The following is a 15317-nucleotide window of genomic DNA, read 5'->3' on the forward strand; positions in this document are numbered from 1 at the left end:
CAATAATTCAATACCCTTGATGTAACGTGATTTACTACCTATTTCTCTAAGCAATCGTAACAGTACCCATAAAACTCAAACCTTTGTAATTTAAATTGATTATTAAAGGAAACCTTGGAGAAATCAATAGGACAGTTATCTTTATCCAGAGATTCACTTTTCCCACAATTTAAGCATTTTATCATACTCCTCGTATTTTCAGACACTAATTGATATTTACATTCTCTTTCCCACATACCTTTCTTCTCTATAAATCCTTTTTTCTCCAACAAAAACAATGTTCTGTAAACCGTATCTAGACTAATACCGGGGATTTTTAATTTAGCCTCTTTATGAAGAATTCTGGCGGAAATAAATTCACTGTTTCTGTTACTTATCAATTTAATTAATAGTTTTCTTTTATTCGTCATCTTATAACCCGTTCTAGTTAAAACAGAATTTATTTTATATTGTAAGTTCATCATTATTAACTCCTTTCCTTATTGAATAATCTCTTTTAAGAAATTAAAGTTAAATAATCCTACCCAAACACATGTCTTAAAATCGTAATCATTTCGATTTACATTAAAATTAAATCATATTTTCATTAGAAAATCAAAGAAGTATATTTCTTTATTTTTTTCATAAACTCTTTAATTAGTGCGTAAATAATAGTTAATTTCGATGTACACGATACTGGTGACAAAGACAATAGATGATGAAATGATTTAAAATATTGGAATGTAAATAAAATTATTCATTTTTCTAGAGAGAAGGTGCGCATTTTATCACTGTAAGATGATTATTGGCACTTCTTCTCTCAGAAAGATTTACGGTTTCCCTTAGTTAACAAAAAAACTTTTTAGTACATATCAATGACCTTTTCTTTTTAAAAAGTAAAGCTTTTGAAAAGCAAATCCCAGTAATAAGATGACAACAAGTAGCAACGTAATAGTTGCTCCTGGAGGAGTTCCTAAATAATAGGAAGTACTTAAACCGGTGATGATGCCGAAAAAAGCAGTAATTATCGCGGTAATAATTACCCATTTGAAACCTTTTGCTATCCTTATTGAAAAGGCGGCTGGTAAGACAAGCAGGGCTGATACTAACAGTACACCAATTGTAGGGATAATGACCGCTATTACTAGTCCAGTTAAAATACTGAATGAGAGTGACAGAATACGTGTATTAATCCCACTAGCAAATGCAGTATCTTCATCAAATGTTAACAAAAATAGCGGTCTTTTTAATATCCAAAAATACAGGAGAACTATTAAGGTTATAATCAGCATGATATATACTTGCCGATTACTAATAGTTACAATGGAACCAAATAAATATTGTTCCACATTAGTTGTCATGCCACCAGCACTAATACTCATTAAAAAGAGGGCAAGAGATAAACCAGCAGCCATTAATATGGCAATGGAAACCTCAGAATAAGAATGGTAAGCTCTGCGCATATACTCTACTGCAACGGCACCAATGATAACAACAAGAAAGCTTGAAAGCGTTAAATCAGTATGAATGAAATAACCGACAGCTACTCCAGCTAGGGAAATGTGTGAGAGGGTATCAGCCATTAACGCTTGTCTCCTTAATACGAGAAAGACTCCCAATATTGGAGCAATGATGGCAATTAATCCTCCTGCCCAAAATGCCCTTCGCATGAATTCAAGGTCAAACATTTCCATGTATCTCGTTCTCCCTTCTCAAGATGAATGATTTTATCAAGAAAAGGTTTTACATCTTCTTGATCATGGGTTACCATCAAGACCGTACAGTTGTGCTCCTTAACTCGATGTTTCATAAATTCATAAAAATTTTTTCTACTTTCAAAATCCATCCCGGTTGTTGGTTCATCAAGTACAAGAAAGTCTGGTTCAGCTGCTAAAGCACGTGCTATACAGATTTTTTGTTTTTGACCACCAGATAATGCCCCGATTTTATGGTTCCTAAATTCCCACATCCCAACCATTTCCAAAGCATTTTGAACAACCTTCTCGTCAAGAGCAGTCAATCTAGCAAACCATTTTCCTTTACGAAATCTCCCGGAACGGACCAACTCTATAACAGTACTTGGAAAACCAACATTAAATGAAGCTATTTGTTGAGGTACATATCCAATTTTTAACGGTAGTCCTTTTTCATTACTTTTACTTATTTTTATCTCTCCGCGCCAAGGCTTTAATAAGCCTAGCAACAATCGCAACAGAGTTGATTTAGAGGCACCGTTAGGTCCTGTAACCCCAATGAATTCACTACTATTTATTTGAAAGGAAATATCGTCTAGTGCTGGAGTATGGCCATATCCAAATTTAATTGCTTTTACTTCTACAAGTTTCAATCATGTCACTCCTTTCCAGTTTTACAAAAAAATAAAAAACGTGACTATGTCATGTATCACGCTTTTATTTCATTAACTATTTACTTAATGCACCCTTTAGTTTATCTAAATTATCTTGCATTACTTGAATATAATCAGCGCCTTTTTTTTGATTTTCTTCACTTAACCCTTCCAAGGTATTAAGTACTTGAGTTTCCGCCCCTATTTCATCTGCTAGAGTTTTTGCTACTTTTGGGGATGCTACTTCTTCAAAGAAAATAGTTTTTATATTATGGTCTAATGCAAAATTCTTCAATTCTGCAAGCTTAGCAGGACTTGGTTCGTTTTCAGTAGACAAGCCGGCAATTGCTACTTGTTTAAGACCATATTCATTTGCTAAGTATCCAAAAGCTGCATGTTGAGTAATAATTTCTTTACTTGAAACATCTGCAAGTGTAGATCTAAATTCTTTATCTAGGTCCTTTAGTTCTTCTATATAAGCCACACTATTTTTTTCATACTCTTCCTTATGATTTGGATCAACCTTTATTAATGCATCCTTAATATTCTCAACTTCTTTTTGTGCAAGTGCAGGGCTTAACCAAACGTGTGGATCCTTTTCATGACTATGTGCTTGCTCTTCTTCCTCTGCATGTTCATGCTCTTCACCTTCCATTAGAGTGATTCCTTCGCTCGCTTTAACAAAAGTAGACTTTTTAGAATCTAAACTCTCTTCGATATCAGGCACCCATGTCTCCATATACTCACTGTCATAGACGAATAAGTCTGCATTTTGTATATTACCTACATCCTTTGGTGAAGGTTCCCAATCATGAGGCTCTATGGAAGAAGGAATTAATAATTCTACCTCAGCGAGATCGCCAACAACATTTTTTGTAAACTCGTACATTGGATAAAAAGTAGTGACTATTTGAATCTTATCAGTATCCTTCTTTATTTGATTTTCCGCCCTCTCATTACCATCCCCTTGTTGACATCCGACAAGCATAAGTGGGATTGCAAATACAGGAGCTAACATTCTGTTAAACTTTTTCATGAAATTACCCTCCGATATATATTCACTCTTTTTTAGCATTCGTAGTATATCGTAATTATTACGATTTGTAAATTGGAATAATTACGATTTGGATATACATTCCGCCAGTACTGGTAATTTAATTCTTTTACTATCTTTTTAATTATGCCAACTTACAATCTTTCTTAATTTATACGTATCTCATACATTATTAATTAGCCATTAAAAAGAAAAGGTATACTATAAAAAGATTATCCTCTATAAGATTAAAATATTAAATTTAACAAACCCTTCCAAAAGACATATATAATACTTTTGAAAGACTCCTTTATATTTATCCAACAAATATTTTTCTTCGATCATATGCAAAAATGGTCATCATCACACCTAAGATAGCACAAATCATATACATAAATGAGTATGAGGATAAATCAGCTATCGGCCCCATAATGACACCACCTAGCGAAACACCTAAATCAGCCATAGCAATAAATAAACCAAGTAACACATTTCGATTTACCTTAGGCAATACAAAGGTTAAATACGTTGTTAACGTTGGATAGATAATTGCCTGAGCTATCCCCATTAAAATCGCACCTGCATAGAAAAAGAAAGCCCCACCCGTTATAGATACGCTTACACATTGCGCCGCTATTGCTAAAAGAAGCATAGCCCCCATGATAAAAGATGAATGCCACTTACCGTCTGAAGGAATTCTTTTCCTTAAAGTAAAACGAGCAAAGACAACGGTACCAGCCTGAAGCATGAGATAAATTCCAGCATTGCCGTTTTTTAATTGCATAGCGTACAGTGGTATGAAGGTTGTAATCGCTCCAAATACAATGGAGGTAACTAACATCAATACGCTGCATTTAAACAGAAACGGATTTTTTACCAACTGACTAAATGCCTTAAACATACTTACTCCTTGCTCATTTTTAACTGAAGCAGGTTGATCCTTTCCTTTTTCCATTTTGGCACTGTAGCCAAACACCCCTGTAGTGATGGCAATTGCTATCATCACTACTGTAAAATAATCCATACCTCCTTGCCAAATTCCTAATGCCAGTATAGGTCCAATAATACCTGGTATATAAGAGAATAAAGAATAAAGTGAGATGCCCTGAGAGCGATCCTTCTCTGGTAGTGCATCAATAATGCCTATCTGCAATGCCATAGAAAAAAAAGCTGTCGACACTCCTTGTAACATACGGGCAACTAGATAGCCGCCTAACCCAGTAATCGTATATAATATTAAAGCAAAACCATTGACTATAAGTATAATGCGCAACACTTTTATCGGTCCATGCTTTTGAATGATTTGACCTGCCCACGGACGAAAGAACATGGTTGTAAATAAATACGCCCCTATAATCAAGCCGATAGTAGTATTGCTGGCTCCTAATGATTCCCCTTGTAAGGGGATAATAACATTTAGAATGGCATTGGCACTAAAATAAAGAAGAACCAACAGATATAAACGCAGAAACGGCCAAGACATAGCTCCACTCACAATTTTTTCTCCTCCTAGTTCGAAAATAATCTAAAAAGTTATTAATTTGTCCAATAATTTTCTAGCATATTCTGACTGAACGTTTTTTAATTGTTCGATTTTAATTACTTCTTCAATTTGACCATTTCTAAAAATAATGACCCTGTCGCAAATATAGGCGGCGGCCTGAATATCATGAGTAATAAATACATAGCTCATATTGTAGAGGTATTTTAATTCCTTAAGTAATTCAAGCACTTGTATTTGAACTGATACATCTAAAGAACTGATTGCTTCATCTAATAAAATACATTTTGGTTCTGTGGAAATGGCCCTTGCAATACATACCCTTTGAACCTCTCCCCCTGATAATTCATGAGGATATCTTTTTCTGTAGGACGGATTTAACCCAACTTGATTCAATAGATTATCAACCCTGTTTTGAATTTCTATTTTGAGCTTGCTCTTAATTTTTAATGGCTCCATAATGGCTTCCTCAACTGTAAAAAATGGGTTAATGGAAGATTTATAGTCTTGAAAAACAGCGCTAATGTTACCCGATCTCACTCTTCTATCCCCTACATTTTCACCCTGAAATAAAACGGTTCCCCGATCTGGCTTTTCAACTCCTATTAGTAAACGACCTAATGTGGATTTTCCGCTCCCACTTTCTCCGATAATACCGAGACATTCGCCAGTTCCACATTCAAAACTAATATTGTTCAAAATCTTTTGTCTTTTGTTTGAAATGAGTCCACCACTTTTATAAGACTTCTCCACACTATCAACCTTTAGCAATTTTAAGCTCTCCCCATTATTTTCTTAAAATGATTACTCAACGCTAGTCTAGTAGATACTAAATATTTGGTATAGTCATGTTCCGGTTCTGAAAATATAGTTTTCGATTTTTCTCTTTCAATAATTTCTCCATCCTTCATGACCATAACTTCATCAGCAATTGCTCTAACAACTCCCAAGTCATGAGAAACAAAGATCATAGAGCAGCCCATTCTTTCCCGTATTTTTATAAATTGCTCAACGACTTCAAATTGTGAAATAGTATCTAAAGCTGTTGTTGGTTCATCAGCAATAATAATGTCTGGTTCTAATACTAATGCTAACGCAATCATTATTCGCTGCAACATTCCACCCGATAGCTGGTGTGGATATTTATTCATAATCTCTATCGGATTTTTCAGCATGACACTTTCCATAGCATCTTTCACTTTTTCTTCGATTTCTTTATTACTCCAACCGAAATGTTCAACAAGCGTTTCCTTTAAATGAACCCCAATTACACAGGATGGGTCAAATGCACTCATCCCATTTTGTAGAATCATGCAAAGTTTTCTTCCCCTTCTCTTTCTCATCTCCTTTTCTGAAAGTTCGTTTAAGTTCTCGCCTTTAAATAAAATGTCTCCTGATTGGTGAAGCCAGGATTTATTTAATCGCATTATAGACCTACAAGTCAGAGACTTACCGCTTCCGCTTTCTCCTACAATTGCCAGACAGCTTCCTTGCTTTAAATGGAATGAACTATTATAGATAATCACTTTACCGGAGCTACTATCCCATATTCTCAGATTTCTAACTTCTAATATATTCATAGATTATTTTGCCACCTCTTTTGAAGCTTAATTTTAGAGATTGTTAACTCTTCTTGAAGCTTATTTTTTGAGGTAATTAATTTAGGGTCTATGGCAACTTGAAGTGCATCAGAGAAAAAGTTAAATGCAGATACTACCATAATAATAGCTAGTCCAGGAGCTAACATTAATTCTGGTCTTGTAAACATTACTTCCCTTGCCTCATTTAACATCATTCCCCATTCAGCATTTGGGGCTTGAATTCCTAACCCTAGGAATGAGAAGCCTGATACTTGCAAAATCATCGAACCAATTGAGCTGCTCGAAATCACTGCGATATCAGAAAATGTAACAGGAACAATGTGCTTATAAATAATTTTCACGTCACTAATACCTGATGCTTTGGCAAATTTCACATATTCTTTTTCAGCAAACTGCATAACAGACGTTCTGATTATTCGAGCAAACCATGCCCATTTAATCAAGGTAAACGCAATCAATATATTTTCAAGCCCCACACCTAAAATACCAACAACAGCTAATGCCATTACGTATCCTGGAAAAGATAGCATCGTGTCACAAATTCTCATTACAGTGGCATCTACTTTTCCTCTAAAGTAGCCTGCTAGAAATCCTAAAACCGCTCCAATCAAGACAGATATGAATAATGCAACTAAAACCCATAAAACACTGGGACGAATGCCATAAATGATTCTGGATAAAATACATCGTCCTAAGTGATCATTACCTAATAGGTAATCCCATGATGAAGAAGCATAACGAAGGCTCATATTTACTTCTTCAGGGTCATGTGGAGCAAATATAGGGGCGAAAATGCCAACAACGATTGTTACAACGATAACTATGAGAGAAATTGTGCCTAACCTATCTTTTATTAAATTTTCAAATAGTCTCATTTATATATCATTCCTTAATTTAGGATTCATCACAGCGTTTATAATGTCGGAAATGGTATTAAATAATACAAAGGCCACTGCTAAAATAAGTACATACGCTTGTATAATCGGGAAATCCCGGCCTAGAATTGCTCGAACACTTAAACTTCCTAATCCTGGCCAAGCAAATACATTTTCTATAACGACTGTACTTCCCAATATAATAGGTATAGACATACAAAATATCGAAATGGCCACTTGCAATGAATTTCTTAAGATGTGCATGGTGACTTTCCTCTCTGTTAAGCCACATGCCCTTCCATACAGTACATAGTCTTCATTTAAATTACTCAACATCGAACTTCTAACGACCCTAAAATAAATGCCTGCATAGCTTATCGCAATGACAATAACCGGTAGAATATAACTTTTATACGACTCCATTCCGCTTGTTGGCAATAAATCCACTTTTACGGAAAAATACCAAATCAGAAGAGTCGCCATCCAGTATGACGGCATTGCCGTTAGGAAAAATGAAAATCCCCTTACTGACTTATCCATAATTTTCCCCTCTTTCATCGCACAGATCACACCTAAAAGTATCGATAGAACAATAATGACAACAGATGAAACCAACGTTAGTTTTAACGTATTTAGAAAAGCAGGTCCAATTAACGACCAAACCGGTTTTCCTGTCACGTAGGAAACCCCAAAGTCCAACTGTAAGCAAGCAATAACCCAATCGAAGTATTGTATAATAAATAGTTTATCCATCCCCAACTCATCTTTCGTTTGAGCAATTAATTCATCTGTTATTGTTGGAACACCTTGCGCTTGCAATACCACTTCAACTGGATCTAAGGGAGAAAGATTAATTAAAATAAACGTTAAAAATGAAATGACCAAAAGTAAAGGGATTGATATGAATAGTCTCTTAATGATGTAACTTCCCATAGAAAATCTCCTTTTAATAGAAATTTTAAAAACCACACTTCTTCTGCAATATAATACTTAAAAGGTTACTCTTCACATAAATAAAAAGGGGAATCTTCCCCTTTTTATTTATATTTCTATTCAAAGTTCATCAGTTCAAATGGTAACTCAAATTGCGTTTGCTTAAATGATATGCCTTTTAATTTTTTTGGGGCAACTACAGTGACACTGCCATTTGAAATGGGAATAAAGACTGCTTCATCATGTACAATCGTCAAAATATCCGCATATAACGATTTTCGTGTTTTCTCATCAGTTGACACCATTACTTCATCAATCTTCTTGTAGAGTTCATCTGAGTTTGCAATACCGCTTGTAGTATGTAAATAAGATGCCTCAGAAGTAAAAGCAGAGATTGTACTTTGTGGATCATACGCAAGTCCCCATGTTTGATTGAATAATAGATCATAGTCACCCGTCGTTCTTCTATTAGCAATTGAAGTTGACTCTTCACCGATAATTTCTAGCTGAATACCGATCTCTTTTACTGAAGCTTGGATAAACTCAGCCTGGGTTTTTTGGGAGGAAGAATTGCTATCATAATAAAGTTTCATTGCCAATTTTTTGCCGTCTTTTGTTCTAACATCAGACCCATCTTTTGCTGCCCATCCTGATTCTTCTAAAATCTCTTTCGCTTCTTCTAAATCATAGCCTCTTTTCTTCAAATCAACATCTGCATAATTGACGTTAGGTGAGAATAGTGTATTGGCTACTGTTTCCGTACCATTTAAAATATCCTTACTAATGGTTTCTCTATCAATCGAGTGCCAAATGGCTTCACGAACAGCTGTTTCACTTACTGGATTATCAGATTTACTGCTATTTGCTACAATCATTTTCGTATTCATTGGTTCACTTCTAACCAACTGATAATCACCTGAATCAACTAATTGATTCATTGCTTCTACATCAAGACTGTCTGCACCGCGGTCATCAGTAAAAACAAAGTTTACTTCTCCTTTTTGTAAAGCTAAAAATGTCGTTTCCCCTGCTGGAAGAACTTTAGAAGTAATCTTCTTAATTTCAGGTGAGTCACCCCAGTAGTTTTCATTCGCTTTAAAAGTGGCGTACTCATCAGTTTTATGTTTAGTGAGAATATATGGTCCTGTACCATTAAATCCATTTACGCCATCTTTAGTTCCCCCGTTTTTAAAATCTTTGGGTGATAAAAATACGTAAGGTCTGGTCATAGACAATTCAACCAAAGTTGGGTAGTATGCTTCTGATAGCACAAGTTCAACTGTATAAGCATCTACTATATTTACACTTTCTATTTTTGTAGATAATTTAATCCAAGCATGCTTTTCTGCGTTGTTTTGCACAGCTTCAATATTTTTCTTTACTGCCTCTGCGTTAAATGGTTCTCCATCATGGAATTTCACATCTTTTCTTAAATGAAAAGTGTATACTTTTCCATCTTCTGAAATTTTCCAGGATTCAGCAAGCAAAGGTTTAATCCCATCTTCTGTATTTTCAACCAATGATTCATAGACCATCCCTTGAGCTGGCATTGAACCTGTATACAGATGCGGGTTTATATCATTAATATCTTTGGAGGATGCATAAACTAACTCTTTTGAGCTATTCGTTGAATCAGCACCTTCCTTTTTCTTACTATTAGATTTTTCTGCAGAGCAGGCAACTAGAATAGAAAAAACCAAAAATATTAGAGATGCTAACTTAAATTTTTTAACTAACAATATATTTCACTCCCTTTAGCCTTACTAATTTGAATTAATTCACCTTTTACTCAAAATTGAAAAAATACCCTTTTGTAAATCGAAATGATTACTATTTATATGGTATATTACTCTATTAACTTAAGAACTTCTTTGCGCTTATACTTTTTCCTATTTCACTGCATATCATATTCAAATCTTCATCAAAGCTTTGAACAACAAATGCATTAGATAGCAATTCATCTTCATGGGATTGAGCCACTTTTTCAATTTTATTCTCGTATGTTTTAATGAATTTATCTATTGTTGGACAATTTAAATTTAAATATTTTGCAATTCCTTGAATTATTTTTATACGATAATAGTCTTCTTTAGGCATCCTAGGGATATCCAAATATCCTTCCCTATTGACGAACATTTTTCTAATTGGAACAGCAGAAAAATCATAATATTTCCCATCCTTATCTGGTTCTGAAAAAGGATCGATCAACAGTGCGGTATAACGTATATATAATAAATATTCTTGATGGATAGCTTCTAAATGATTAAAATTCTCTATATCATGACGTGATAAACTTTCCAATCTCACGGGATAATTATCATCTGTCATAAATTTAAGTAGATTTAAATTTTCTATATTTAATTTCCCTAAGATATTCATGATTTCTTTCCATTGAGCCAGCATATCCCTAATTAAATATTGTGTAATGGGCCCCTCAGGATAAAGTTTATAAACATATTTCTTGCTTTCTAAGTCACCAAATATTGCACTTAGTGTGAAATCATTCATAAACAACGGTGGGTGAACATATAAAGAAATATTTCTCGTTTCTGCTTCTATTGGAGATTTCATATTTACAAGAGTAATACCTAATTGTTCATATAACTTATATAGTCCCTCGACATTTTTAGATGGATATTGTGTAGAGCCTATATAAATTTTTTTCTTGACTGCCGTTGTTAAAACATTATTAGAAGGTTTATCGTGCATCCATCGTGTATCTCCGTAATATGTAGAAAAACTGATAATTTCCGCGTCTGAATTACGCTGGTTCATATAATTATTTATTAAACTATTGGAACCGAAAGTCGGAGAAATTAAAACAATACACCTTACTGGTTTTAAGATCTCATTATTAATTTGTTTTAGTACTTCTATATAAGCATCCGTTGTTACAGCAAGAATAATAGTATCCCATTCACCCTTAATTGTTCCATAATCCCTAAAAACTTGGTCAATGAAGCATTCACCTTGCATAGTACGATGCTTTTCATTTTGAACGCTTACACGAACTAAATGATTATTTTCCTTAAGTGTCTCAAAAAAAATTTCTGAACGAACAGATTCTCTCCCAACAATTCCTACGTAGCAATTCAATTGGTTTTTTAGATTCATAGCTAGTTGGATAGATGTAGGGCCAGTGCCTAATAGTAGGACTCGCTTAAAATCATTCATAAAGGCCTCCTTTTCTTACAAATTAGTAAGCTATGCTTTTTTATACAATGCGATATCAAACACATGATCTGGACGCAATATTTCTTCAACCATCTTCCACTTCTGCCTATCAGCCTCTCTTGATGGAAAATTAAACAATGACTTCAATTGATTGCCATATCTCATAGCAACAACTACATTTTCATTCGTTAATGTATGTAATTGATCCAATATGTAATATTTATTTTCAACAGTTGAACTAAAAATGATATGAGTAACGTTTTTCGTAAAATCAAGATTTTCCACTAATGTTTTTTCTAATCTAATATTTAATCCATTTCCTAATTTCTCTACTACGTTTCGTCCAAGTTGTATAGCCTCATCATCAATATCTATGCCAACAACCTCTGCTCCTGTTCGCTTAGCGATTAATAATGGCGTCATTGGAAATGAACCTGATCCTACTAACAATACTTTTGATTCCGAAGTAATTTGAAAACTGCCAAATTCTTTTTCAATACATGATTCTATATTTTTAAAATAGTCTGCCTTTTCACTATTTCCATCCAGTAGCTTGATTGCACGAAATTTCTCCATAATAGCTACACAAAGTGCCGATTTTCTTCTTAGGTTCATCACAAGTTGATTTAAATCACTAGATTCTTGTAGTTCTAGTTGTTTCCAAGCTTCTTTATTCGTCTCATTTGTTATAAATTTTGAATAGTCATCTATTAAACTCTCTAACTCTGAACAATTATTGATTGTATGATCATAACTTCCTGCTAAACCTTCAAATTTTTCTGAATACTCACTTAAATATTCTTGAAAAGTTACTAATGCATTCATTAATTTTCCCCCAGTACAATGTTATAACTAACCATCTATAAAAGCTTTGCCTTGTGCTACTATTTGTACCGACCCTTCAATCATAAGGCTTGTTAATTCTTCTCCATGACAAGTAGCAAATACTTTAATATCGCCACCAGGTTGCCTTATATTTGTAACAATCTCTCCTTTATTCTTCCAAGCTAGATAGGCTCCTAAGGAGGCTGTACCGGAACCACACCCCCTTTCCCATATCATACTATCTAAATGTGGTACATAAATGAGGGGAGCCATTTCCACAGATTTCGATTTATACAATAAAACGCCGATCAATTGAGCACCTAAAGTTACTCCAAGCAACTTTGCTAAAGATTGCGCTTTTTCCCTTACTGTTTTACTAAATTCCTCCACTTCTATCACAATGTGTATAAATTCATGGTATCTCACTATAATCATATTCAAATCGTTGCCATCATACTTTATTGTTCTCTGTTCTATCTTTTTAGGAATAGGCATAGTAACCAGACAGTGATATTCATCTAAATTTCTTTTCATTTGACATGTTATTAATTTATCTGTGCCTGAAGCTTCTAATATTATCTCCGCCAAATCATTATGCTTAAGTCCTTTTTCAGATGCTATAAAAGCTGCCAGTGCCATACAAGCATTACCACAAAACTCACCTCCAGCCATATGTAACTTTGCGGCAGCTTTATTATTTATCGGCTTTTCTATAAATCCAACTTGTTCTGCATGCACGCTGTCGTATGACATGATTTTCGAAGCAATGTGCTTATACTCTTCAATTAGATAATTAGTTTTAACAAGAATTGTCATATTTTGTGTTGGATTAAATTTTATAAAATCTATTTCCTGGATCATCTCAACTACCCTCTACACTTATATTTTTTGGTTTTCCTTTCTTCATAAAGTATTAATCATCACAAATAGTAATGATTACGATTATCAATTACAGAATGAATTATAGCATAATGTTGGAAAGTGTCAACAAATATTGGGTCTGTTTTTTACACTGTTGCCGCTTGAACAATGTCATAATTTTCATTTTTTTCTCTTTCCATGTTTATCCCTTAGGATTATATTCACCATTACATATCGGTGCACACGATGATTTAAAAGAAATGGGAAACCAGGTGGCAGATAAGGAGTTAGTCGGGGTATTCTTAGATACTGTTGGTAATATAAAATCCTATTTGCAAATCTGAACAAAAGTAACAAAATGAGCCAATCCAGGAGTTTATCATAAGGGTTGAATAGAAAATGATGGCCTTTCCGCTGCGCAAAACTGGGATTTCATTACACAGCACCTTATGGTCGTCAATATATGGGGATTTCTAACAGAAGGAAAAGATGAATGGGCATTACAGAAATTAGTAGGAATGTACTTTAAAGATATTGATTTTTATCTTCTTATTTGATATTGTGAGTTTTATCAAATTATAAATAGTAACAATTACGATTTATAAAGACAAATACATGATATACGATTTCATGTTTAAATTATGGGAATCTATCGACTATTTTCTTTTTTAATAAGATCTATTATCATATTGAATGATTAATCGAAATGTGATGGATATAAGAGACTAAATGATAGGACACTTCATTTTTGTTTTCTCCCTCCCTAACATATCGATTGTTTAATTTTTATATAAAATATTAAGCAGGATTAGTAACAAATTGAACCTGGGGGCCGCACTATGTTAAGATCCATTTACACCATAGCTTTACTAACATTTATTTTATTATGTACATTAGGCTGTACAGTTAAGGATAGCTCTAAAGAAGAAGATAATATACACGATCAAAGTGTAGGTAAGAAAAATTCAGCTTCTAACTCAAAGGAAAACGAACCTAATATTAACACGGTTCAACAAGAGGCTATTAAAGTCTCTGCAAACCCTGAAAGCATTCCCGTATTAGTAAATAAGTTAAATCCACTTCCAGATAAATACAGACCATATGACCTTTTTTATCCAAATGTACCGTTTATTTTCAAAGAAAAAATCGAAAAACGAATGATGCGCAAAGAGGCCGGGCAAGCCTTGGAAAAATTATTTCTTAAGGCTGAAGAAGACGATATTAAATTAGCAGGCGTATCGGCATTTCGTTCACAGGAAACGCAAGAAGCTATTTTTAATAATTATGTAGAAAGGGATGGACTTGAAAAGGCTAAAACTTATAGTGCATATCCAGGAACCAGTGAACACCAAACAGGCTTGGCTATTGATGTAAGTGGCATTAATGGCACTTGTGCTGCTGAGGAATGTTTTGGTCAAACTAAAGAGGCTGATTGGTTAGCTAAGCATGCAAGTGAGTTTGGATTTATCATTCGTTACCCAGAAGGTAAGCAAGAAATTACAGGCTATAAATATGAGGCTTGGCATATTCGCTATGTAGGGATAGAGATAGCAAAAGACATTCAAGCTCAAGGGGTGACACTCGAAGAATACTATAATGTTCAGCCCGTTTCTAAGTAATATTAAGCCAACAAAGCCAACGACATCTAAAATGCGATGTATCATATTTTAGATGTCGTTGGCTTAACTTTTATATACTGATTACCAAGGTTAATCCCTTCTGCTTTGCCTTCGAGCAAACTGTTATTATGAGATACTTAAAGGCATCACAGAACCAATAGATTTTTTGCATAAGGATGTTTAACATAATTTTCAATTAAATCTTGATTTATTTTTTTCGTTTCTATTTCATTCAATTCAGCTTCACTTTTTATAAATGCTTGGGAAATACTTATCTACAATTCATCCATTACTGAATAAAAAATGTACATAACTCCTTTATTAATTCATCTGCCCTGTCACCTCTTCAATCTCTTTTAAAAAGTCTAAAAAATGACCTAATTCCTCTTTGATGTGCTTCATTGAAAAGCTCTACCCATACGGTTTAGATTGATCTAAAAATACCTGAACTTGACTCTCTCCTTTTGCCACATCCAGACCGACAACTGGATTCATTGTTTTCCCCTCCTATACTTACTTACCAGTACCCCTAGTCCTTCATGTAGTGTCATAGCTTCGCTTGTTATACG

14 protein-coding genes and 1 pseudogene are annotated in these 15317 nt (G+C 34.2%); 1 reads left to right on the top strand and 14 read right to left on the bottom strand.

What is annotated here, in order from left to right:
• Positions 1-38: 38 nt before the first annotated feature.
• The 13 genes from QNH43_RS15705 to QNH43_RS15765 all read right to left on the bottom strand — a co-directional run bounded on the left by QNH43_RS15705 (position 39) and on the right by QNH43_RS15765 (position 13129).
• The gene (locus tag QNH43_RS15705; RefSeq protein WP_283914851.1) at positions 39-461 is read right to left on the bottom strand and encodes a Fur family transcriptional regulator; all 423 of its coding nucleotides are present in this window, start codon (positions 459-461) and stop codon (positions 39-41) included.
• 390 nt (positions 462-851) lie between these two features.
• Entirely contained in the window at positions 852-1673 is an 822-nt protein-coding gene (locus QNH43_RS15710) for a metal ABC transporter permease (RefSeq protein WP_283914852.1), read from the bottom strand.
• Positions 1619-2326: a metal ABC transporter ATP-binding protein gene (locus QNH43_RS15715; RefSeq protein ID WP_283914853.1), complete on the bottom strand. Its 708-nt coding sequence runs from the start codon at positions 2324-2326 to the stop codon at positions 1619-1621. Before QNH43_RS15715 ends, QNH43_RS15710 begins: the two co-directional genes overlap by 55 nt.
• A 76-nt stretch (positions 2327-2402) precedes the next feature.
• Positions 2403-3362, bottom strand: coding sequence for a metal ABC transporter substrate-binding protein (locus tag QNH43_RS15720; protein WP_283914854.1), 960 nt, complete (start codon positions 3360-3362; stop codon positions 2403-2405).
• Between the two features lie 313 nt (positions 3363-3675).
• Complete coding sequence (cntE, locus tag QNH43_RS15725) at positions 3676-4854, bottom strand: staphylopine family metallophore export MFS transporter CntE (RefSeq protein WP_283914855.1); 1179 nt, start codon at positions 4852-4854, stop codon at positions 3676-3678.
• A 30-nt stretch (positions 4855-4884) separates the two neighbouring features.
• Positions 4885-5631, bottom strand: a complete 747-nt coding sequence (locus QNH43_RS15730; protein ID WP_283914856.1) for an ABC transporter ATP-binding protein — start codon at positions 5629-5631, stop codon at positions 4885-4887.
• A gap of 2 nt (positions 5632-5633) precedes the next feature.
• Positions 5634-6440 carry a staphylopine uptake ABC transporter ATP-binding protein CntD gene (cntD, locus tag QNH43_RS15735; protein ID WP_283914857.1) on the bottom strand — a complete coding sequence of 269 codons (807 nt, stop codon included), beginning with the start codon at positions 6438-6440 and terminating at the stop codon, positions 5634-5636.
• Positions 6437-7336, bottom strand: coding sequence for a staphylopine uptake ABC transporter permease subunit CntC (cntC, locus tag QNH43_RS15740; protein WP_283914858.1), 900 nt, complete (start codon positions 7334-7336; stop codon positions 6437-6439). The genes cntD and cntC overlap by 4 nt, the downstream gene beginning before the upstream one ends.
• Positions 7337-8269 carry a nickel/cobalt ABC transporter permease gene (gene opp1B / locus QNH43_RS15745; protein WP_283914859.1) on the bottom strand — a complete coding sequence of 311 codons (933 nt, stop codon included), beginning with the start codon at positions 8267-8269 and terminating at the stop codon, positions 7337-7339.
• A gap of 116 nt (positions 8270-8385) precedes the next feature.
• Positions 8386-10008 (bottom strand): staphylopine-dependent metal ABC transporter substrate-binding lipoprotein, encoded by a 1623-nt coding sequence (gene cntA / locus QNH43_RS15750; RefSeq protein ID WP_283914860.1) that lies wholly within the window; start codon positions 10006-10008, stop codon positions 8386-8388.
• Positions 10009-10123: 115 nt separating this feature from the next.
• A complete protein-coding gene (locus QNH43_RS15755) occupies positions 10124-11443 on the bottom strand; it encodes an opine metallophore biosynthesis dehydrogenase (RefSeq protein ID WP_283914861.1) in 1320 nt (439 codons plus the stop codon).
• A 30-nt stretch (positions 11444-11473) separates the two neighbouring features.
• Positions 11474-12268, bottom strand: a complete 795-nt coding sequence (locus QNH43_RS15760) for a class I SAM-dependent methyltransferase (protein ID WP_283914862.1) — start codon at positions 12266-12268, stop codon at positions 11474-11476.
• A 27-nt stretch (positions 12269-12295) separates the two neighbouring features.
• Positions 12296-13129, bottom strand: coding sequence for a histidine racemase CntK family protein (locus QNH43_RS15765; RefSeq protein WP_283914863.1), 834 nt, complete (start codon positions 13127-13129; stop codon positions 12296-12298).
• Positions 13130-13968: 839 nt separating this feature from the next.
• On the opposite strand from QNH43_RS15765, the gene QNH43_RS15770 reads away from it, so the two are divergent.
• Positions 13969-14748: a M15 family metallopeptidase gene (locus QNH43_RS15770; RefSeq protein ID WP_283914864.1), complete on the top strand. Its 780-nt coding sequence runs from the start codon at positions 13969-13971 to the stop codon at positions 14746-14748.
• Between the two features lie 333 nt (positions 14749-15081).
• Here QNH43_RS15770 and QNH43_RS15775 read toward each other — a convergent pair.
• Positions 15082-15243 (bottom strand): annotated as a pseudogene (locus QNH43_RS15775) (IS110 family transposase); the annotation flags it as partial.
• Positions 15244-15317 lie beyond the last annotated feature (74 nt).

Source organism: Peribacillus simplex (genome assembly GCF_030123325.1).
In the GTDB taxonomy this organism is placed as follows: Bacteria; Bacillota; Bacilli; order Bacillales; family DSM-1321; genus Peribacillus; species Peribacillus simplex_D.

Coding starts and splice junctions, on each gene's coding strand:
- QNH43_RS15760 (WP_283914862.1), bottom strand. CDS start 12,268: ATGAATGCATTAGTAACTTTTCAAGAATATTTAAGTGAGTATTCAGAA.
- QNH43_RS15770 (WP_283914864.1), top strand. CDS start 13,969: ATGTTAAGATCCATTTACACCATAGCTTTACTAACATTTATTTTATTA.
- QNH43_RS15765 (WP_283914863.1), bottom strand. CDS start 13,129: ATGATCCAGGAAATAGATTTTATAAAATTTAATCCAACACAAAATATG.
- cntD (WP_283914857.1), bottom strand. CDS start 6,440: ATGAATATATTAGAAGTTAGAAATCTGAGAATATGGGATAGTAGCTCC.
- opp1B (WP_283914859.1), bottom strand. CDS start 8,269: ATGGGAAGTTACATCATTAAGAGACTATTCATATCAATCCCTTTACTT.
- QNH43_RS15755 (WP_283914861.1), bottom strand. CDS start 11,443: ATGAATGATTTTAAGCGAGTCCTACTATTAGGCACTGGCCCTACATCT.
- QNH43_RS15720 (WP_283914854.1), bottom strand. CDS start 3,362: ATGAAAAAGTTTAACAGAATGTTAGCTCCTGTATTTGCAATCCCACTT.
- cntC (WP_283914858.1), bottom strand. CDS start 7,336: ATGAGACTATTTGAAAATTTAATAAAAGATAGGTTAGGCACAATTTCT.
- QNH43_RS15710 (WP_283914852.1), bottom strand. CDS start 1,673: ATGGAAATGTTTGACCTTGAATTCATGCGAAGGGCATTTTGGGCAGGA.
- QNH43_RS15705 (WP_283914851.1), bottom strand. CDS start 461: ATGAACTTACAATATAAAATAAATTCTGTTTTAACTAGAACGGGTTAT.